Origin of the sequence: Clostridium sp. K04, assembly GCF_019734375.1 — a bacterium.
GTDB lineage: Bacteria > Bacillota > Clostridia > Clostridiales > Clostridiaceae > Clostridium > Clostridium saudiense.
On the sequence record NZ_JAASHD010000019.1, the window covers coordinates 49,428 to 70,199 of the forward strand.

Genomic DNA, 20,772 nt, shown 5'->3' on the forward strand with positions numbered 1-20,772 from the left:
ATAAAGTATAGGAGGTAAATATGATTTATAAATATCCAAAGGTGTAGCTTTAAAATATAGATGGAAAAGTGAAGCCACTAAAGAGTATTTTAAAATTATAGGAGAGTTTAAGATGAAAAGTAATATTAAATACAGAGGTTTAAATAGTTATGTTTTATCTGATAAGAAAACTATGCTTTATAAATTTGCTATGATAATTATTTTATCTTCATTGATGATTGTAACTATATTTAGTACAATAAAAATTAAAATTTCTCAAAGTGTTACAAATGTAAGATATATAAGTGAAGAAACAGGAAATGATAACATAAACGATAGTATTGAAGAGGAAAATAGTGCAGATGTAAATTCAGATATAAGTAATGAAAAAGTAGTAGAGGTAAATTTGAATGTTAATTTGGATGATGATAAGATAGAATTTTTAAATAAAATATCTCATGGCGCTATTAAAAGTTATGAGGAGTATGGGATTTTACCATCAATTACTATAGCTCAAGCCATATTAGAATCAGGATGGGGGCAATCAGACCTTGCAGTTACCCATAATAATTTATTTGGAATAAAAGCAGATTCTAGATGGAGCGGAGCCATTGCAACAGTCTCTACAAGTGAAAATTATAATGATACTACTATAGCTAACTTTAGAAAGTATGATAATATTGAAGATTCAATTGAAGATCATGGAAGATTTCTATATGAAAATTCAAGATATGCGGAATCAGGATTATTTTCAGGAAAGAATTATAAAGAACAGGCGCAAGCATTAGAAAATGCAGGGTATAGTACAGTTAGAAATGCAGATGGGGTAGCAGTTTATGCAGATAAATTAATTGCATTAATAGAAAAATATAATTTAATGGAATATGATAATAAAGTTAAATAGTAATATTAATAAAAGAGTTAAATGATTAAGGATTTATAAACATTTAACTCTTATTTTATGTGAATATAATTAATATTTTTCTGTAAATGTACGCTCATTTGGAAGAATTTCAATTTTCTTTTGGTAAAGTTCATCAACTCTAATGAACCTATTACCTTTTTTTATATCTTTAATATATTTAGTTATAGAAGAATCATCTCCTTGAACTTCCATTTCAACCATACCATTTTCCATATTTCTTACCCAACCAGTTAAATCATACTTTCTTGCAGTCATAGTACAAAAAAATCTAAATCCAACACCTTGGACACGACCATCTACTATTATGTAATATCTAACCATAAAATCCTCCTAAAAATAATATAATCTATTATAGATTATATCATATGTGATTTTGATGTTAATAATATGTTTATTTATAATTTTAAATTATAATATTTATAAAAAAACAGAATTATATACTATGAATGTATATAATTCTGTTTTTTATAATACTATTGAGAAAGCACTTCAGTAAATGCTGATTCGTATAATTTTAAAGTTTCTTGATTTAAATTAGTAAATAAGACACATTTATCTAATATAGAATCAGAAGGATATGCAGCTGGATTATTTTTAGTTTCATCATCAAGTAAATCATATGCTGCAGTATTAGGAGTAGAATATCCTATATAATCAACATTTTCTTTTGCGTTTTCAGGATCGCATAAGAAGTTGATAAATGCTTCAGCACCAGCTTTATTAGGAGCATCCTTAGGAATACATAAAGCATCAACCCATTTATTTGAGCCTTCTTCTGGAATAACATATTTCATGTCAGGATTTTCATTCATTATATATATTGCATCTCCAGACCAAACAGCAGCAAGCATTTTTTCACCTGTAATCATATTATCTTTGACTTCATCAACAACGTAAACAGGATTTGTTAATTTTCTTTGTTCTAATAATTCATCTTTAGCTGCATCTATTTCACTAGGAACATCTGAATTAATAGAATATCCAGCTTTAATTAAAGCTATAGCTAAAGAATCTCTTAAAGAATTAAACATATATACTTCATCTTTATATTTGCTATCCCAAAGTATATCCCAACTAGTTACAGGTTCTGTAATTCTAGAACTGTCATAGATAATACCAATAGTACCCCACATATATGGCACAGAGTATTCATTTGTTGGATCGTAAGATAAGTTTTTATAATTTTCACCTATATATTGATAGTTAGGAATATTGTTATAATCTATTGTTTCTAGCAAATCTTCTTGTATCATTTTTTCAATCATATAATCAGAAGGAACTACTAAGTCGTATGTACCAGGATTAGTTTTTACCTTTTGATACATGATTTCATTAGTATCATAAGTTGAGTAATTAACTTTAATTCCAGTTTCTTTTTCAAATTTTCTAATTAGAGCTTCATCAATATAGTCTCCTACATTAAAGAAATTTATTGTTCCATTTTCACCAACATTACTATTTCCACAGCCAGTGAAAAGAGAAGCAGTTAATATTGCAGCAGCTGCTAATGCAACTAAAGATTTTAATTTTTTCAATCTACACACCCCTTGAAGTAAATTCTTTTCTATTAACAATTAATAATAAAATTAATACTGTAATAAACATTAAAGTTGATAATGCATTTATTGATGGATTGATACCTTTTCTAGCCATGGAGTATATTTCTATAGAAAGATTAGTAACTCCAGGACCTGTTGTAAAGAAACTTATTACAAAATCATCAATAGACATAGTAAATGCCATTAATAATCCTGCAAATATCCCCGGCTTTATTTGAGGAAGTATTATTTTCCACATTGCATAACCAGGTGTTGCACCTAAATCTAAAGCTGCTTCAGTTATATTATGAGGTAATTGCTTTAATTTTGGTAATACTGATAATATTACATAAGGAATATTAAAAGTAATATGTGCTAAAAGCATTGTTCCAAATCCAAATTGAGCATTTATCCCTATTTTATTTAAAATAGGAAATATAAAAATAAATAAACTCATAAGTGAAATACCTGTAACTATATCAGGATTTAATACAGGTAGATTATTTATATTTAGTAGTGTTTTTTTAGGAACACCTTTCATTCTATGAATTCCTATTGCAGCTAAAGTTCCAATTATAGTTGCTATAATTGAAGCAAGTACAGCAATTATTAATGTATACTTTAATGCATCCATTATTCTTGTGTTTTGGAAAAGCTCACTATACCATCTTAATGTGAATCCATTCCATTTTGCAGTTGATTTTGAATCATTAAAGGAGAATATCATTAAGGTAACTATTGGTGTATATAAAAACACAAAAATAATTAGTAGATAAAATCTTTTAATGAAAGATTCAAGCTTTTTAACCATAATATACGTCCTCCTTATTATTTATCATCAGTACCTTCAAATTTATTCATGAAGGCCATAGATATTAAAATTATTATCATCATGAAAATTGCAATTGCAGATCCAAAGTTCCAATCATCCATTGAAGTATATTGAGTTTCAATTAAATTACCAAGTAGCATGTATTGGCCTCCACCTAATATTCTTGAAATAACAAAGGTAGAAACAGCAGGCATAAATACCATAGTAATACCAGAAATTATTCCAGGCATACTTAGAGGGAAAATTATTTTTGTGAAAATTTCCTTTCTACTTGCACCTAAATCTGAAGCTGCATTAATTAAATCAGTATCCATCTTTATTAATACAGTATAAATAGGTAAAATCATAAATGGTAAAAAGTTATAAATCATACCTAATAAAACTGCAAAATCATTATAAAGAAGATTAGCGCGTGCAAAGCCTAGGGTAACTAAAAGAGAATTAATTAATCCGTTTTTACCTAGAATAGGTAGCCAAGCATAGGTTCTTAATAAGAAATTCATCCACATTGGTATTATAAATAGCATAATTAAAATATTTCTTTTACCTTCACGCATTTTTGAAATTAAATACGCAACGGGATAACCTAAAATAAGGCAACCTAAAGTAGCTTCTACAGCTAAAAGAATACTTCTTCCAAAAACTTTTAAGTATTTAGGGTCCATTAATCTTTGAAAATTCTCTAGTGAAAAATGATAACTATCTCCAGATTTTATTGTGAAACCAAAAAATACTACTATTAATAGTGGAATAACAATAAAAAGTGAACTCCACACAACATAAGGTGCTGCAGGTAAAGCACTTTGATTATTTTTCTTTCTCATAGTCTTTCACCTTTCTCATTATATGTATTGATTCTGGATCTATTATTAAACCAACAGTGTTTCCGACAGTTGCGCTTTTTATATTATGAATAATCCAAGTATTATTTTCTGTAATAACTTCAATTTCGTAATGAACTCCTTTGAAGGTAACAGAGTTAACTTTACCAGTTAACATTCCTTTATCGGCAGTAGTTATTTCTATATCTTCAGGTCTAATTACAACGTCAATGTCCTCAGATGGATTAAAACCACTGTCTACACATTTAAATATAGTATCTGCAAATTTAACTTTATAATCCTCAAGCATTATTCCATCTAAGATGTTACTTTCTCCAATAAAGTCAGCAACAAAAGCATTTGCTGGTTCATTATAAATATCTTCAGGAGATCCCATTTGTTGTATTTTTCCCTTGTTCATTACAACTATTGTATCAGACATAGTAAGAGCTTCTTCCTGATCGTGAGTTACAAAGATAAAAGTAATACCAAGTCTTTTTTGAATTTTTTTAAGTTCTAATTGCATTTCTTTTCTAAGCTTTAAGTCTAATGCACCAAGAGGCTCATCTAATAAAAGAACTTGAGGTTCATTAACTAATGCTCTTGCAATTGCAACTCTTTGTTGCTGACCACCACTAAGTGAGTCTACAGATCTTTTTTCAAAACCTTCTAATGCTACCATTTTTAGCATTTCATGAACTTTTTTATCAATTTCATTTTTAGGTAGTTTTTTAATTTTTAGACCAAAAGCAATATTTTCATAAATATTCATATGAGGAAATAAAGCATACTTTTGGAATACTGTATTTAATTGTCTTTTGTAAGGAGGTACATCAGAAATATCATTTCCGGCAAAGACAACCTTTCCACTGTCAGCAGTTTCAAATCCTGCTATTATTTTAAGAGTCGTAGTTTTACCACAGCCACTAGGACCAAGCAATGTTAAAAATTCATTTTTTCTTATATTCAGCGAAAGATTATCTAAGACAGTATTATCACCATAAACTTTAGATACACCTTGTATTTCTATAATATTTTGACTCAAAAAAAACACCTCTTTCTTTAATATTAAAAGGAAACACCTTATCACATTTTTCTAATGAGTATATATAAATTTATCTAAAATGATGGGGGAGTAGAAATCCAAATAACCTTAGCTGTAGTTTTACCATCATTACTGATATAGTGATTTGCTCTAGGTTTAAAATAAAAACTTTCGTTTTTACGGACTTTATAAGATTTATCTCCTAAATGTAGAGTTATACTTCCAGATAATACATATCCAAATTCTTCGCCTTCATGAGGTTCTTCTTCTAGATATTTCCCACCAGATTCAATTGTTATCATTATAGGTTCCATTTCATTTTTTTGTGCATTAGGAACTAGCCACATTAATTTATATTTCAAGTCAGAATTTTCAGTTTCAAACATATCTTCGTATGTATAAGTTATTTTTTCATCCTTATCGTCACTAAAAAATTCTTTTAGGTTTGTCCCTAGTATTTCAAGAATGTCTATTAGTGTTGCTATAGAGGGAGAAGTTAAATCATTTTCTACTTGAGATATAAATCCCTTAGATAATTCACATCTATTAGCAAGTTCTTCTTGTGTTAATCCTTTTTCAATTCTCATTCGTTTAATTTTATCACCAATTTGCACAATTTCACCTTGCCTTTCATTTTGTTTGATAATAACTATTACTAAACTAAAGGTTTAAAATTACTAAACAAACAATGTTATTATATAGACATATAAACAAAAAATCAATAATTTTTAAAAAAAATGTTAAAAATATAATTTTGAATTTTCCTTTTAAAATAAGGGGTTAAAGTAAAAGAAATAAACATAAGTTTAACATTTATACATTAAAAGTTTAGTAAAACTAAGAATTGTAGAATTTAAATAAAAAATTTTAAAAAAAGAATTGTAGTGATAGTACAATAATTACTTTAACTAATACTATATAAAGTTATAATGAGTAAACTAAGCAAAAAAAATACTAATATAATAAATAAATATTAAATTAATTATTATGTGAATTATTATTTTAAACAAATAATAATTATTATGAATAAATAATGATTATGATGAAGTATTAACAAATATAAGGTTAAGGTGTATAATGAAAGAAAGAAAAAATTTAATAATTAAATAAAAAGATATAAGTAAAATTAATTGGTTAATAACTTATAGATAAATTGGAGGAAGTATAATGCTAAAAGGAAGAATACATTCAATAGAAACAATGGGCCTTGTGGATGGACCAGGAATAAGAGTTGTAGTATTTATGCAAGGATGTGCACTAAGATGTCAATATTGTCATAACCCTGATACATGGAGCGATAAAGGTGAAGATAATTTAGAATTAACACCAGAAGAATTAGTTAATAGAATAGTTAGATTTAGATCTTACTTTGAAAGATCAGGTGGTGGAGTTACTTTTTCAGGTGGAGATCCTTTAAGACAACCAGAGTTTTTAAAGGAATGTTTAAAGCTATGTAAAGAAAAAGGAATACATACAACTTTAGATACTTCAGGTGTAGGGGCTGGAAATTATGAAGAAATATTAAAATATACAGATTTAGTTCTTTTTGATGTTAAGCATTTAACAGCAGAAGGGTACAAGTATATGACAGGAATTAATATTGATGAAAGTTTAAAATTCCTTGAGGCATGTAAAAAATGTGATACTAAATTATGGATAAGACAAGTAGTTGTTCCAGGTTTAACAGATAATGAAGAATATATTACTGAATTAGGTAAGTTTATAAAAACTTTAAATAACGTAGAAAAAGTTGAATTATTACCATATCACTTATTAGGAGTAAATAAGTATGAAACTATGGGAATAAAGTATAGATTAGAGGGAACTCCAGCAATGGACAAAGAAAAATGTAAAGAACTATACAAGTTATTAGATATATAAAAAATATGTATAAAAGAGGATGTTTTAATTAACATCCTCTTTTTAGGTTTATAATTAAAGTTGACTAGAAAAAAATCCAGGTTTAATATATTTCTTTTTCATACCTTCTATAACTAAAAGATAAACGGCAGCAGTATCAAATCTTGCATCATGATAATTCCCACTACCTTGGAATAATTCATTAGCTTTTTTTGCAATAGTATCGTCAGAGATTCCTAAGAAGTTTATTACTTCAGAAAGCTTAGGGTTTTTTATGCCATTGCCACTTGGAGAAGGAATTTGACAAATGTTTTTATAGTAAGCCATAGTACAAAATGTCTTTTTAGGTTCCCAAGAACAATCAATCATACCAGCTTCATATAGAGAATTAACTTCGTGCTTTAAGAATTTAACATCAAACTGAACATTATGACCAATTACAAAATCAGCATCAAAGAAGTCAGACATAAAATCTTGAATTTGTTCAAGAAATTCTAAACCATTTGATAATTCATACAATTTTTCTAATGAAAAACCATGAACTTCTTCGGCTGCCGGATCCATTTCATCCACTGTAAAGAAGAAATTTTTCCCTGTTGTAGTTTGGGGTTTAGTTGAAGTATCAACTGTTATATAACTTAACTGACATATATGGCCAGGTCTTACACTAGTTGTTTCAGTATCAAAAAATAAAAGTTTCATCTGTGCCTCCAAAAATATTTTTATTGATTTTATAATATCATAAGTTATGTTAATTAACAATTTTTCATAAAAAAATGCTTTTTACTTACTTGAAAGTAAAAAGCATTTTTATTAATTCAATTCACTTGAGATTAACTTTAGTAATTCAACACATGTTTCTTTTGTTTTATTATTTTTATCTAAATCAGGATTATATTCTACAAAATCCATAGAACTTACTAAGCTTGTACTCATAATTCCTTGAAGAAGTTCTTTACTTTGTGAATAACTTAATCCATCGCTTACAGGAGTTCCTGTCCCAGGAACATAATCAGGATCTAAACAATCAATATCATAAGAGAGATGAATATTTTTTATATTCTTTTCTTTAATTAATGATAATAATTGATTTAATACTTCTTTTGTACCTAAGTTATTGATTTGTTCATTAGTCCATACATGCATATTTAATTCATTTATTAAATCTACTTCACCTTTGTCTAAATCACGACAAGCCAAAATAAAAACATTTTCTGGTTTGATTTTAGCTTTATCAAAGAAAATTGAAGTTAATTTTTCATAACCATAACCCATTGAAGCAGCTAAAGGCATACCATGAATATTTCCTGAAGGTGAGGTCTTGTCTGTATTAATGTCTCCATGAGCATCTATCCAAATTACTGCTAAATCATCTCCAAAATATTTACTTGCACCAGCAAGTGATCCTAAAGCTAAAGAATGATCTCCACCAACTATAAATGGGAAGGTATCATTTTCTAATGCTTCTAAAACTTTAGAAGCTAGTCCATTATTTGCATTAACAACTTGTGTTAAATATTTTAATTTTAAATCACCTTTATATTTTTCTTTTTCGCTAACTTTTTCAACTTCTATATCTCCTAAATCATAAACATTATGATTCTTTTCAAATATATCAATGAGGTTGTTTTTTCTTAACTCTTCAGGGCCCTTTTCTACTCCAGGTTTATCACAACCATAAAAAAGAGGCATTCCAATAATACTTATATTCATAAAAAGACCTCCAAATCTATTAATTTTTCACATTACTTATAATAATACTTTAAGATATATAAGTAAATATTAAAATTTTTTTATTTTAAAATATTCAATAAATAATATTTTCTTTAATAATAGTTTATCCAAAACAAGTAGAATAATGTTAAAATAATTAAAGTATATAAGTAATAAACTACAAAATAATATATAAAAAGAATAAAAAAGACTAGATACAACTTTAATGTGCAATATATACCACTTTTTTGAAAAAAATTCTAAATCTCTAAAAATTTAATAAAACTTTGAAAGAAATTGTGGTATTATTATATTTATTATTTTATAATTATATAATGTAAGTTGTATAAACTACATTTAGAAAATAATAATAATGCAATATTTAACTTAAAAAAATGAATAAACATTTTCGAAGGGATGGCACAGCTATGAATGAACAAAATAAAAATAGAAAAAAGCGTTCTAGTAAAAAAAGATGGTCTACAAAAAAGAAAATAATATTATCGACTGTAGTTGTTTTTGCATTAATAATCGGTATGTTAGCTTCTGGATATCTTTATATAAGGAGTAGAATATATTCAGGGTTAAATCCATCAGAAATAACAAGCGATATTGACTACCAAGAAGTTGATGGTATAACAAATGTTTTATTACTTGGAACAGATGCAAGAACGTTAGATGAAGCTGCAAGAGCGGATTCAATTATTATAGCAACATTAGATAATAACAATAAAAATATAAGATTAACATCATTATTTAGAGATACATTAGTAAATATACCTGGACATGGCGAAGGAAAATTAAATGCAGCTTTAGCATATGGTGGACCAGAGTTACTAATAGAAACTATTAGAAATACATATGGAATAAATTTAGATAAATATATTATTATTAACTTTTGGGGATTTGAAGCTATAATCGATCAAATGGGAGGATTAGAATTTGATGTTGAAGATTATATGCTTGAGGAGTTAAATAAATATATTGGAGAATCTACTGGTGGAAATGATTGTCCAGTAACTGAAGCAGGAGTACAGATTTTAAATGGTAAACAAGCACTATCATATGCAAGAATAAGAAAAGGTGTTGGAGATGAATATGCTAGAACCGATAGACAAAGAGAGGTTTTAATAAAAGTTGCAGAAAAGTTAAAAGAAACAAAACCAAGTAAGTATTTAGGAATTATGAATAGCATGCTTGATTATATTAAAACCAATATTGATCCAATAGAAGCATTAAATATGGCTTATACTATTTATAAATTCCCGGCTTTAGAAATAGAACAATTACAAATACCTATACCAGAATTAGCAGATGGAAGATTATATAAAAATTTAGGTTGGGTATTTTTAATGGATACGGAGCAAAATGCAAAATACTTAAGAGAATTTGTTTTTGAAAATAAAATACCAGATTCATCAACATATGATTATGATTCTTTTAATGAAGCAATGTCAGATTACAAAGCAGAAGAAAGTGATTATAATGATAGACATAATATAAATCCTGAAGACTATGAAGAAAATAGTGTAGATGTTACTGAACCACCAGCATCTAATAATAGTAATCAAGGTGGAAGTACTGGGGGAACACCAACAACGCCACCAGTAAGTGATGAAAAGAAAGAGGAAGTAACACCTCCAACAACACCACCAGTAAGTGATGAAAAGAAAGAGGAAGTAACACCTCCAACAACACCACCACCAACAGAAGAACAAAAGCCAGAAACAACACCAAGTGAGGATATAGGTGAACAAGAAACTAATCCAAATGAAGTAAAACCAGCTGAATAGTAGAAGATAAAGCGATGAATTTAGTTCATCGCTTTTATTTTATTAAATTATTTTAAATAAGATATTATGTACCATAATATGTGATATAATGTTTTTAAAAGAAATGAAAGGAGAGGAAAGATGAGCTCATTTAGAATGCAATTACTTTACCTTATTTTAAAAATTCCGGCTATATTAATAGCTTTTACTGCACAAGGATATGCAAAAGCTTTGGTTGCAGATAAATTAGGTGATAAAACACCTAGATTTCAAGGAAGATTAACTTTAAATCCAGCAGCACATATAGATTTAATAGGGTTTATAATGATTTTAATAGCTGGATTCGGATGGACTAAACCATTAAATACGAATCCTAGTGCATATAAAAGGGGGTATAAAGATGCTATAAAGGTTTCTATTGCAGCACCTTTAGCAAATTTATTCGTAGGTTTTATAGGTATAATTTTACTTGTATTTACATCAAAGTTTTTATCAAGTATATTACCTGAAACAATATTCTTTATATTATTTTATATGTTAAAGTTTATAACTTCAATAAACATAAGTTTATTTGTATTTAATTTATTACCATTACCAGGATTAGCTGGGTTTGAAATATTTAGAGATATATGGCCAAAAACATTTTATAAGGTTTCAGATAAGATATATCAATATCAATTTTTAATACTTATATTAATTATTTTTGCTGGTGGAACTATATTATCAATTCCAGTTAACTTAATTTATAACTTTTTCTATACTATAGCTAAATTAATTTTTGGAATGTAATAAAAAAGGTGGCAATTAATTTTGCCACCTTTCTTTTTCTATAAATAAATCTCTATGATATATTTCTTTAAAGAAATTCTTTCCTCTCAAAGCTTGATGAATTTCAACATCTAAGTTAGAAGGCGATGATACAGTAATTATTACTTTTTCATCATCATAATAAACATTTAACTTTTTAACAACACCAACTAAACTTCTATCTAGACCTTCAGCAATTTTAACTAAAGCACCTAATTTATTAATTATATCAATATCTAATTTGTTAATTAAATAAGAAAACTGAGCTAAAGGTAAATGATAGTCGTTAAATCTATGCGAAGCTGCAACGGCTGCACTCATTAAATGTTCTTTATGAGTTAACTCATTAATTAAGGAATTTAAAATTATATAAAATGAATGCTTATGATGATTTTGATAGTTTATACTAGTACCACAATCATGAAGCATTGAACCTGCTTTTAATATATTTAAATATTTATCATCTAATCTGTGAAGAGGTTTTAATTCTTCAAACAATTGAGCAGATATAAAATACACTTGTTCAGCATGAGGAATATTAGCATTTAGAGAATTTAAAATACCATATATACTATAATCTAAAATATCATCCATAACATTATAATTTTTATAAAGATAATCATAAAGAATACCTTCTCTTATAGTATTATTACAAATTCTAATAACTTCAGGTGAAACCTTTTTTACTAATTCATTTAGGATTAGTAAAGAGCTAAACATGCTATCAACCATATCTAGATCAATTCCATCTATTTTTCTACGTAATTTTAAGTCTTTGCATTTTATTGTATTATAAATTTCATGTATTCCTACAGGAGTAATTTCGTAATTATTGATTATTTCTAAAGGATAATGAGTTTTAAATTTATCCATTTTAACTATGGTTTTAGCTAAATCACCTAGGAATATTATTGATTCATAATTATCATTTAGCCAAGAGATATCATCTAATTTATCTTTTACATATGAAGATGAAACATCTAAATTAGTATTTAAAATTCTATCATTAATATTAAAAGTATATGCTAAATTTATTCCACCAAAAGGAAGAATAGTAAAGTTATTTATTTTACCATCTTTGATATCAATTAAATTAGTTGATGTGCCAGTTATTTCTACAATAAGTGAATTGTTTAATTTCATGCTTCTATTTACTGCTAACACAGTGAATTTAATTTCTTCTTCTTGTGATAGTATTTTTAAATCTAAGTTAAGATTTAGTTTAATCATAGAAACAATAGATTCACTATCTTTTAAATCATGAAAGAAGCTAGTTGTTATTGCAAAAATTTCTTTTGCGCCAGAAGCTTCGCAAAGAGATTTATATGTTTTTATTGTAGATAATATATAATTTAACTTTTCTGAGCATAAAATACATTCCTTTGATAATTCATAACAGATTTTAAATGGAGTTTTCAATTCATCAATAACTTTAAAATAGCCCATTTCTTCTACTTCAGCTAATATCAATCTAATTTTACTAGAACCTATGTGTATTACACCTACTCTAATCATATTTAATCATTCCTATCAAAATACTTTATATAATTCTATCTTATATAAAAACTATATAAAAATAAAGGGGAGTTGACAAAAAATATTTTTAATACCTAAAATATTATGTACATGGGAGAAGATAATATGGATTATAAGATATATATAGCAAAAAAAATAAATGAGTATATTAATTTATCTATTGAAGAAATAGAAAGTATGTTGGAGGTTCCAGTAAAATATGAAAATGGAGACTATTCATTGCCGTGCTTTCACTTAAGTAAAATATTAAAAAAACCTCCTAACTTAATTGCTAAAGAATTAAAAAAACAAATAAAAGATGATATCTTTGAAAAAATAGAGAATTTAGGACCATACCTGAATTTTTTTCTTAATAAAGGGATTTATATTAGGAATACATTAGAGCGTGTTATACAGCAAGGAGAAGCGTTTGGATACAGTTGTATGGGAGAAGGGAAAATTATTTGTATTGAACACTTATTTTGTAAAAAATCAGGATGTTTTGATATAAGTAATCCTTTTACTATTGTAGTTGGCAATTCATTATGCAATTTATTTAGAAATAGAGGTTTTAAGGTAATAGATATTAATAATATAAGTAAAATCTGGAGTGAAGTTGATAAATTAATTTTAACTCAGTTTGATTATGAAAATACTTTTTTCAATTATGAAGTGGATTTATATTATAATGAGTTAATATCGAAATTAAGAAAAAAGAATTTATTAATAAAATTTAATGAAACTTATGTAGTAAATCTTGAAAATTATAATATGCCTCCATATATAGTGAGTAATGAATATAAAATAGATAAAAAAGTATTAAAGATAGCAGATTTATTGCACATAAATAGTAAATATAACTTTTATAAATATTTATATATATCCAGTAATTCGGAAAAAGTGAATGTAAATCAGAAATTTAAAGTGTTAGAATTATTAGATTATGAGTGGGTTAAACAATGTGAACATGTAAAACTTGGGCTTGTTAAATTTGCTAAAAGTGATACATTTATTAAGAATGAAAAATATTTAAATTTTAATGAGTTACTAAGTAATAGTTGTAACGAAATAATGGAAAATCATATAGAATTAAAAAAAGATAAAGGATTATTAAAAGCTATATTACAAAGTGCACTAGTATTTACTTATTTAAGTGATTATAGAATAGGAAATAAAATAATAGATTTTAATAAAATATTTTCAACTGAATATAAAACGGGTGCATATATTATATATTCATATATTAAATTAAAAAGTATGTTGTTAAAGTTTGAGAATTTAAATTGTAACTGTAATTATAGCAAATTGAATTTTAAAGAAGGATTAGAATTAGTAAAGTTGTTAGATGTATATGAATATTTTATACAAACAGCTACTGATGAATTAGAACCAGCAATAATAAGTAGATATATAATTAAGATAACAGATTCAGTTAATGAAATTTCAAATTCTATATTTGACTTGGAGAATGAGAAACTTATTAAACCTAAATTACAATTAATTAAAGCTACGAATATAGTAATAAAAAATGCATTAAGATTACTAGGAATATATATTGATTAGTGTTTTAAATTTGAGAAAGAACTTAAATGATGAATAAAGGTTCTTTTTTTATAAATATCAATATTTAAATAATGGTATATTTGATATAATTAACATAATAATATTATTAAGGGAAAAAGGAGGAGAGAAAGTAATTGATTTTTAAAAATAATAAATATAAGAGTTTAATAATAGCTGTATTAATTACTATTATAGTTGGAATTTTTGCATTTAAGTTAATTGATAATATAGGTATGCTTATTGATATTATAAGGAAATTTATTTCACTTTCAATGGTATTTGTTTATGGGATAATTATTGCTTATATATTAAGTCCAATAGTCAGTTTTTTCGAGAAAAGAGTAAAATTAAGTAGAAACATTTCTATAACTTTAACGTATGCAATATTATTGGGTTCAATAATTTTATTGGCTGTATATGGTATACCAGGTTTAATAGAAAATATAAAAGAAATAGGTAGTAATGTGCCTAGTTATATATCATCAATAGAAGATTTTATTAATAATATACTTGAAAAGGATGATGTAAGTAAGTTTGTAAATACAGCTGGTATAAAAGTGAATATAGATATGTATATTGATAAAGCAGGAAATCTTGTAATGACTGCTATTGAAGGATCATTATTGAAAATGGTAACATTTTCATCGGTGATTGTTAAATTTATTATTGGATTGTTAGTAGCAATTTACATATTGATAGATAAAGAACGATTATTATTTGAGTGTAAAAGAGTTTTATATTTAGTAATAAAAAAAGAAAAAAGTGAAAAGATAGTTGAGTTCATTAAAACGTATAATTCAATGATAGGTACATACATAGGAATAAAAGCAATTGATTCATTAATAATTGGAATTATGGCATTTGTGTTATTAAATATAGTGAAATCTGAGTATGCTATTTTATTAGCAATATTAGTGGGGATAACAAATATGATTCCTTATTTTGGACCATTTGTAGGAGAAATTATAGGGTTTTTAATAAATGTATTTGTATCACCAGCTAAAGGGATAATTGTTTTTTTGACTTTATTTGGATTGCAAATGTTTGATGGTTGGTATTTAGATCCTAAACTTATAGGAGATAAGGTTGGGGTTAGACCTTTTTGGATTATATATTCAGTAGTTATAGGTGGAGGATTCTTTGGGCCATTAGGAATGCTTTTAGCATCACCTACAGCTGCAACAATAAAAATATATTATGGAAAACTTTTAGACAAAAATAAAGATATTATAGATGAATTAACTGATTATGATCATAAAAAGATGAATGTTAAAAAAGAGAAATGTAAAAATACAAAAAAAGAAGAGTAGCGAGAATTCTCGCTACTCTTACTTTTTACAACTAGAGCAATTTGATGAACAGCTTCCGCAGTTACAATTACCTTTAGATGATTTTTTTATATTTTTAAAAATTATATATCCAGAAGCAATAACTAAAATTGCAGTTATTATTATTTCCAAATAAATTCACCTTCTTTATAGAATCAGTTTAAAAAAATAATGAACCGATATTAAATACTAAGAATGAAACTATCCAAGCCAAAATTAATTGATAAGCTACAGAGAATAATGTCATCTTAGTGCCAAATTCCTTTTTCATAGTACCAACAACTGTTATACATGGTGTGTAAAGTAATACAAATACCATAAATGATAAAGCTGAAAGTGCTGTAAAATGAAGAGGAAGAAGTGTTTGAAGATTTCCTCCAAATATTACACCCATAGAAGAAACAACTGTCTCTTTAGCAATTAAACCTGTTAATAGTGACACTGATGCTTGCCAGTTACCAAAGCCAAGTGGTTTAAATATTGGAGCAATAAATCCTCCAATTGAAGACAATATGCTATTATTAACATCTGTCATTCCAGTAAAATTAAAGTTTGATAAGAACCATAAAACTATGCTCATTGCAAATATTAATGTACCAGCTTTTATTATAAAGCTTTTACTCTTTTCATAAAGTTGATTAAGTAAATTCCTTAGTGATGGTAATTTATATTCTGGCAATTCAATAAGTAGAGGTTCTTCTTCATTTTTAAATATTGTATGTTTAAAAATAACACCAAGTATGAATGCTAAAACAATACCTAAGAAGTATAGTGAAGCAACTACTAATCCAACGTATTTAGGGAAAAATACGGCTGCAAATATACTATAAACAGGTAATCTTGCATTACAGCTCATAAGTGGTATTAATAATGCTGTTAATTTTCTATCTTTTTCGCTTTCCAATGTTCTTGCTGTCATAATTGCAGGAACAGAACATCCAAAGCCAACAATCATAGGGATAAATGCTTTGCCTGATAACCCCATTTTTCTCATAATCTTATCCATTATAAATGCAACTCTTGCCATATATCCACTATCTTCTAATACTGTTATACATGCAAATAAAGATAAAATAATAGGTAAAAGAACTAATATTCCACCAACTCCACCAATTATACCATCAATGATAAGTGATTGAAACCAAGGGGAAGTAGTATTAATTAAGCCTTCTATTATTGGAACTAATGAATCATTTAATAATGAATCAAGTAAATCTGAAATAGGTTGTCCAATCCAAGCAAATGTAACTTGAAATGTTAATGCCATTATTGCAAAGAATATAGGATAAGCAAGCCATGGATTTAACATAATATTATCTAACTTTTCTTTAATAGGCTTCTTAGAAGTATTAGATTTTTTTGTGCATTTACTTAATATGCTTTCTATGTAATCATAAGTTTCTTTTTCATCTGAAAAAGAATAGTTAAGAGTATCAATTTTTTTGTAATCAATAGTACTTAGAGCTGTCTTAATATCATCTATTCCCATTTCTTTTGAAGCTTGAATAGGAACTACAATAACATTTAATAATTCTCCAAGTTTTTTATAATCTATGTTTATACCTTTTTTCTCTGCTACGTCAATCATGTTAACTGCTAAAACAATAGGTTTTTTAAATTGTTTTAACTGCATAGTTAAATATAAATTTCTATCAATGTTAGAAGCATCAATAATGTTTAAAATTAAGTCAACTTTTTCATTTTCTAGAAATTCTTTTGATATTTTTTCTTCATTAGAGTAGGTATCCATAGCATATATACCAGGTAAGTCTACTATAGCAAAATCTCCAAAGAATCCTTCTTTTTTATCAACAGTAACACCAGCCCAGTTTCCAACTCTTTGATTAGAACCAGTTAAACTATTGAATAACGTAGTTTTGCCTACATTAGGATTACCAAGTAAAGCTATATTCTTCATTTTGTCATCTCCCTTTATACTTAAGCTGTTAATAATATATTTTTAGCATCTTTTTTACGGATTGCTAAATCAAATCCTCTCAAATTTACAATTAGTGGATCGCCTAATGGAGCAACTCTTTTTAATTCAATTTCTGTTCCTTGAATTAATCCTAAAGCTGAAAGCCTCTTAGAAAGTTTATCATTTCCACTTATAGCATGGATTGTTGCTTTTTCTCCAAGTTTTAAATCACAAATGCACATAAAATTCACCTCAAATTGAAAATCATTCTCACGTTTTTTATACATTTATAATAACAAAAAATGTATAGTGGGTCAAGCATAAGGGGATGATAAAAATAATTTCCAGTAAATTTTGAAAAAAGTATGAAGCTCAAATAGTATTCACTACAGTAATAACATGATATAATAAAAAGATATAAGCAATAGTAAAAAAATTAATACAGGAGATAAAATTTATCGAGGAAAGAGTGATATTGTGTGATTATTCGAGAGAATATTGTGGATGTAGAAGAATATAGACTTGAAAGAATGTTGGAATGTAAGGAGGGAAGTTGTAAGCCAGAAGAAAGTATTTATTTTGATTTAGAACATTACGTATATAAAAAACCAAAATGTATAGGAGTCTTTGGAGCATGTGTATACAATAAAGCAGATAATAAAATTTATGTAACTCAATATATGATTGAAAATAAAAATGAAGTTGTAGAAATTTTATTGCTTGCAAAGAGATATTTTATACGTATGAAAAAAGCAGGTAAAAAAACTATAGTTACATTTTCTGGAAATAATGATTTTACAGTAATAAAATACTTATTTAATAAATATAATATTTATTTTGATTTTGACAAGGAATTTAAATCAGTTGATATTCAAAAAGAATACGAAAAAGATATGAACACATCAATTGGATTAAAAAAATTAGAAAAAATATTTGAAATTTATAGAGAAGGCGATGTAATAAGCGGGTCAAATTTAGCTAAAACTTTTCATAAGGTTCTTAAAGATAAAGAATATATTGAAAGAATGCCTAAAGAAAAAATTGAAACTATATTACAGTATAATGAACAAGATGTAGTTAATTTATATAAAATATTTGTTAATTGGAAAAAATATATTAATGTTGAAAGTGAAGATGAAGAAAATATTAATATAAAAGAGGAAAATGTTGATATAAAATTAGATGAAAATGATATATATAATGAAGAACATAGTGATGAAGAAATATTTGAATTAAAAGATGATAAAACTGTAGAAAAAGTAATTGAAAATCAAGATATTGATGACAATATAGAAGAGAAAGAAGAAAGTTCTCCAGAAGAAAATATATTATAAATTAAGAATATAATTTTATATTATTGATTTAAGGAAATAATCCTTAAATGATAGATGCTCCTAAGAAATTAGGAGCATCTATCATTTATAGGAGAAATTAGTCTTTTAATGAGTCTATAGATATAGTATTACCATTTGAAGTAACTATTATTGTACCATTTAAATCTGTTCTATAAGTTTGTATATTCATTAGTTCAAGATTTAATAGGGTATCCATGCTAGGGTGGTCATATGTATTATTTTCACCTACAGAAATTATTGCAAAGGATGGATTAACTTCATGTAAAAAATTATAAGAGGTAGAAGTTTTAGAACCATGATGACCTATTTTAATTATATCAGATTTTAAATCTATATTATCAGAGAGAAGTTGATTTTCAGTGTAAACTTCAGCATCTCCTGTAAATAAGAAAGAATTATTGTGAAACGTTAATTTAATAACTGAAGAATAATCATTATAATTATCACTAATCATATTTTTCAATGGTGAAAATATCTCTACGTTAGTATTTTCACCAAGGTTTATCTTACTTGCATCTTTTGCTAAAATATTAATTTTTAGAGATTTATCTATTAATGCATTTACCATATTTTCGAAGCAGATAGAGGGATGAGTTACTTTAGGAGAATAAAATTTATCAACATCGAATCTTTTTATAATTGTATCCATATTACCTATATGATCTTCATGAGGATGTGTGGCAATAATGTAATCAAATTTTTTTATCTTTAATTTAGTTAAATAATTCAATAATTCATTTCGGTTGCTAGATGAACCAGAGTCAATTAATAAATTTTTTTCGTTAACTTGAATTAATATACAATCACCTTGGCCAACATCTATATAATGAATAATCATTTCATTATTTAAGGATGAGTTTGAGTATAGTTGAAAATAATTAAGAGAACAAATAATAAAAACTAGAATTAAATTTAAAATAAATAGTTTACGTTTTTTCATTAAATTTCTCCAATAAAAAATATAGTTATTATTAATTATTGCCTATTAAATAGAGTTAATAACAGTGTTTATAAATAATTAACACTTAAATAATGGGAAATTATAGAATAATATGCTATAATTGTATAATATATTAATTTACTGATGGAAATAAAAAAATAGAATCTGTTAAGTTGATATGAAAAAATAGCTTGATTTTTCATAGAATTGCTCGCTCTTTGAAAATTATATAAGTTTGAATTTTTTATTGTATGGTAAACAAACCTACAATAAAATTGATTTTTGCAGGTTAAATAAAGGTATTAAATTTAATTAAGCTGCTGAAAACCAAGAGTTTTTAGCAAAGCTATCGCTAGCGAAGCCAGCAACTTCTGCTGGAGTACAGTTATTTAATGAGCCATGTGATCTAATAAAATTATAGTGAAAGATAAATAAATATATTAAGTTATTCGCCTTTTCAAAAGAGTTAAAACCTTTTTTAGCTTTATACCAAGCTTTAAATGTCTTGTTAAATGATTCTATTAAGTTATTATTTACGTCACTAGACATTGGAGCTACAGGTAAATGTTCAGTATTTGGCAATACTGTAGCAGCAGCTTCATTATACGAAGGTAATCTATCGGTTATAAAGTAAGTTGGTTCACCACAAGTTTTGGCCTCATTTATTAAGATATAAGCAGAATCAGAACTTCTAGACTTAGTTAGATGAAATGCTAGAATAAATCTAGTTTCAGAATCAATAGCTAACCATAGATAGTATCTTTCACCGTTAATAAATACTACCGTTTCATCAGCGTGCCAATCGTCAGATTGTAAGTTTAAACTAGCTTTGAATTTATTAGCTTTCTGTTTAAAGAAAGG

21 protein-coding genes are annotated in these 20,772 nt (G+C 26.3%); 7 read left to right on the plus strand and 14 right to left on the minus strand.

The window, feature by feature from the left end:
• Window positions 1-112: 112 nt before the first annotated feature.
• Window positions 113-883, plus strand: coding sequence for a glycoside hydrolase family 73 protein (locus HCG70_RS09525; protein WP_055291496.1), 771 nt, complete (start codon window positions 113-115; stop codon window positions 881-883).
• Between the two features lie 69 nt (window positions 884-952).
• Here HCG70_RS09525 and HCG70_RS09530 read toward each other — a convergent pair whose 3' ends face one another.
• The 6 genes from HCG70_RS09530 to HCG70_RS09555 form a co-directional block, all read right to left on the minus strand.
• On the minus strand, window positions 953-1,225 hold the full coding sequence (locus HCG70_RS09530) for an acylphosphatase (RefSeq protein ID WP_042396335.1): 273 nt from the start codon (window positions 1,223-1,225) through the stop codon (window positions 953-955).
• Window positions 1,226-1,377: 152 nt separating this feature from the next.
• Window positions 1,378-2,439, minus strand: a complete 1,062-nt coding sequence (locus HCG70_RS09535; RefSeq protein WP_042396333.1) for a PotD/PotF family extracellular solute-binding protein — start codon at window positions 2,437-2,439, stop codon at window positions 1,378-1,380.
• A gap of 1 nt (window position 2,440) precedes the next feature.
• On the minus strand, window positions 2,441-3,253 hold the full coding sequence (locus tag HCG70_RS09540) for an ABC transporter permease (RefSeq protein WP_042396331.1): 813 nt from the start codon (window positions 3,251-3,253) through the stop codon (window positions 2,441-2,443).
• A 17-nt stretch (window positions 3,254-3,270) separates the two neighbouring features.
• Window positions 3,271-4,098 carry an ABC transporter permease gene (locus tag HCG70_RS09545; RefSeq protein ID WP_042396329.1) on the minus strand — a complete coding sequence of 276 codons (828 nt, stop codon included), beginning with the start codon at window positions 4,096-4,098 and terminating at the stop codon, window positions 3,271-3,273.
• Window positions 4,082-5,140, minus strand: coding sequence for a spermidine/putrescine ABC transporter ATP-binding protein (gene potA, locus HCG70_RS09550; protein WP_055275772.1), 1,059 nt, complete (start codon window positions 5,138-5,140; stop codon window positions 4,082-4,084). The genes HCG70_RS09545 and potA overlap by 17 nt, the downstream gene beginning before the upstream one ends.
• Before the next feature lie 74 nt (window positions 5,141-5,214).
• A complete protein-coding gene (locus tag HCG70_RS09555) occupies window positions 5,215-5,754 on the minus strand; it encodes a helix-turn-helix domain-containing protein (protein ID WP_042396324.1) in 540 nt (179 codons plus the stop codon).
• Between the two features lie 553 nt (window positions 5,755-6,307).
• Here HCG70_RS09555 and pflA point away from each other — a divergent pair.
• Complete coding sequence (gene pflA / locus HCG70_RS09560) at window positions 6,308-7,021, plus strand: pyruvate formate-lyase-activating protein (RefSeq protein WP_042396321.1); 714 nt, start codon at window positions 6,308-6,310, stop codon at window positions 7,019-7,021.
• 54 nt (window positions 7,022-7,075) lie between these two features.
• On the opposite strand, the gene HCG70_RS09565 is transcribed toward pflA, so the two are convergent.
• Together HCG70_RS09565 and rocF are read right to left on the minus strand one after the other, a co-directional pair.
• Window positions 7,076-7,702 carry a 3'-5' exonuclease gene (locus HCG70_RS09565; protein ID WP_221697695.1) on the minus strand — a complete coding sequence of 209 codons (627 nt, stop codon included), beginning with the start codon at window positions 7,700-7,702 and terminating at the stop codon, window positions 7,076-7,078.
• Window positions 7,703-7,813: 111 nt separating this feature from the next.
• Complete coding sequence (gene rocF / locus HCG70_RS09570) at window positions 7,814-8,713, minus strand: arginase (RefSeq protein ID WP_195951060.1); 900 nt, start codon at window positions 8,711-8,713, stop codon at window positions 7,814-7,816.
• A gap of 428 nt (window positions 8,714-9,141) precedes the next feature.
• On the opposite strand from rocF, the gene HCG70_RS09575 reads away from it, so the two are divergent.
• Together HCG70_RS09575 and HCG70_RS09580 are read left to right on the plus strand one after the other, a co-directional pair.
• The gene (locus tag HCG70_RS09575; RefSeq protein ID WP_221697696.1) at window positions 9,142-10,506 is read left to right on the plus strand and encodes an LCP family protein; all 1,365 of its coding nucleotides are present in this window, start codon (window positions 9,142-9,144) and stop codon (window positions 10,504-10,506) included.
• A 120-nt stretch (window positions 10,507-10,626) separates the two neighbouring features.
• On the plus strand, window positions 10,627-11,274 hold the full coding sequence (locus tag HCG70_RS09580) for a site-2 protease family protein (RefSeq protein WP_078061299.1): 648 nt from the start codon (window positions 10,627-10,629) through the stop codon (window positions 11,272-11,274).
• A gap of 15 nt (window positions 11,275-11,289) precedes the next feature.
• Here the strand turns inward: HCG70_RS09580 and HCG70_RS09585 are convergent, their stop codons facing one another.
• The gene (locus HCG70_RS09585; RefSeq protein WP_042396317.1) at window positions 11,290-12,807 is read right to left on the minus strand and encodes a Ppx/GppA phosphatase family protein; all 1,518 of its coding nucleotides are present in this window, start codon (window positions 12,805-12,807) and stop codon (window positions 11,290-11,292) included.
• Between the two features lie 126 nt (window positions 12,808-12,933).
• Between HCG70_RS09585 and HCG70_RS09590 the strand changes: the two genes are divergently transcribed.
• A complete protein-coding gene (locus HCG70_RS09590; protein ID WP_055277971.1) occupies window positions 12,934-14,370 on the plus strand; it encodes a DALR anticodon-binding domain-containing protein in 1,437 nt (478 codons plus the stop codon).
• Between the two features lie 134 nt (window positions 14,371-14,504).
• Complete coding sequence (locus HCG70_RS09595; protein WP_260457805.1) at window positions 14,505-15,680, plus strand: AI-2E family transporter; 1,176 nt, start codon at window positions 14,505-14,507, stop codon at window positions 15,678-15,680.
• An 18-nt stretch (window positions 15,681-15,698) separates the two neighbouring features.
• Here HCG70_RS09595 and HCG70_RS09600 read toward each other — a convergent pair whose 3' ends face one another.
• Genes HCG70_RS09600 through HCG70_RS09610 form a run of 3 tightly spaced genes read right to left on the minus strand, consistent with a single transcriptional unit; the run spans window position 15,699 to window position 17,858 of the window.
• Window positions 15,699-15,830, minus strand: coding sequence for a FeoB-associated Cys-rich membrane protein (locus HCG70_RS09600; protein WP_198133978.1), 132 nt, complete (start codon window positions 15,828-15,830; stop codon window positions 15,699-15,701).
• A 28-nt stretch (window positions 15,831-15,858) separates the two neighbouring features.
• Window positions 15,859-17,616, minus strand: coding sequence for a ferrous iron transport protein B (gene feoB, locus HCG70_RS09605; RefSeq protein ID WP_055291500.1), 1,758 nt, complete (start codon window positions 17,614-17,616; stop codon window positions 15,859-15,861).
• Window positions 17,617-17,636: 20 nt separating this feature from the next.
• Window positions 17,637-17,858 (minus strand): FeoA family protein, encoded by a 222-nt coding sequence (locus HCG70_RS09610; protein WP_042396311.1) that lies wholly within the window; start codon window positions 17,856-17,858, stop codon window positions 17,637-17,639.
• Window positions 17,859-18,095: 237 nt separating this feature from the next.
• Between HCG70_RS09610 and HCG70_RS09615 the strand changes: the two genes are divergently transcribed.
• Complete coding sequence (locus HCG70_RS09615) at window positions 18,096-18,950, plus strand: ribonuclease H-like domain-containing protein (protein ID WP_042396309.1); 855 nt, start codon at window positions 18,096-18,098, stop codon at window positions 18,948-18,950.
• 97 nt (window positions 18,951-19,047) lie between these two features.
• Here HCG70_RS09615 and HCG70_RS09620 read toward each other — a convergent pair whose 3' ends face one another.
• Complete coding sequence (locus tag HCG70_RS09620) at window positions 19,048-19,911, minus strand: ComEC/Rec2 family competence protein (RefSeq protein ID WP_042396307.1); 864 nt, start codon at window positions 19,909-19,911, stop codon at window positions 19,048-19,050.
• A 312-nt stretch (window positions 19,912-20,223) separates the two neighbouring features.
• A partial coding sequence (locus HCG70_RS09625; protein ID WP_221697697.1) for an IS6 family transposase occupies window positions 20,224-20,772 on the minus strand: 549 nt, incomplete at its 5' end.